This window comes from Halorubrum sp. AD140 (genome assembly GCF_034497445.1).
In the GTDB taxonomy this organism is placed as follows: Archaea; Halobacteriota; Halobacteria; order Halobacteriales; family Haloferacaceae; genus Halorubrum.
Map to the genome: position 1 here is coordinate 1 of NZ_JAXRUU010000333.1, position 1045 is coordinate 1045.

The 1045-nt window shown below is 60.7% G+C and carries 1 protein-coding gene; it reads right to left on the reverse strand.

What is annotated here, in order from left to right; genetic code table 11:
* On the reverse strand, positions 1-250 hold a 250-nt coding region (locus U4E84_RS18640; protein ID WP_322533539.1), incomplete at its 3' end, for a hypothetical protein.
* Between the last annotated feature and the right edge of the window lie 795 nt (positions 251-1045).

Sequence of the window (1045 nt, forward strand, 5' to 3'; positions counted from 1 at the left end):
CGACGTTCGTGTCGACCACGGCGTTCTCCGAGTAGTCGCCTTCGGCGACGTACACGGTGTAGGCGGACTCCGCCTCTTCGAGGGCCGGACCGAGCTCGTTGAAGATCTGGTCCGACTCGTTCACTTCACCGTCCTCGAAGTCGTCGTCGACGAGGATCTCGTCGCTCTCGAGGTCGTCTTCGTCTTCCGGAAAGTTATCCGTGTGGTCCGCCGCGACGGGCTGCATCGCGACCCCGCCCGCGGCGAGCATCGATACTACCACCACCAGGGCCATAAGAAAGACCCCGGCGGAACTGCGAACGCTTCCACCGTCCGTGTCTGTCGAATACATGGTTGGCGCTAACGCCGGTATAGTGTACCATAATAGAACATATTAGTGCGTTTACCGTATATCTTCGAGAGCCAGTTCTATACTTCGAGGCGAACGAATTCGACTGTCGAACTACGTGGCGTACAGACCGTCTCCGAGTGCTGTCAGTAATCGGATACGCGAACAGTTCGGTACCTCAAACATAATCGCTACCCGTATTCGTTCGAATCTCGCATCTGTGCGTGGTACGCACACTAAACAGAACTCGAACGAATGCGTGCCACACACCAGTTCGACACGGCCCTCTGCTGGCGAATTTTCGAGAACGAGTCGTCGATCAGTGACACCCTCGTCCAGATTTCGCGTGGACGACCGCGTTTCCGCCCCGCCGATCCGCGCGGACCGACGGCGCGCCGAGTCCGGTCGCCGCAGCGTCGAACCGGTCACCGCCCGCACTCGGCTCCGCCCGAGACTGACTCGACCTCTCCCGAACAGGTTCGCTCATCGTCCGACAAACGTCTGACGACTCGGCCGACCGGACGGTCGAGGCGACGCTGGTCGGTCGTCTTCGCCGACCGTCTCGAGAGTCGCACGCGTTCGGGGCCCGCGCTCGTGCGAGGCGCGCATGCGTTCACGCTTCGCTCACGACGCGGGTCGGAAAATCGGATTCGTGCGTTCAAATGCCTCTACAACCCGTTCTCGACGATTTGTGCGTCGCGTTCGAACCGCGCGAAG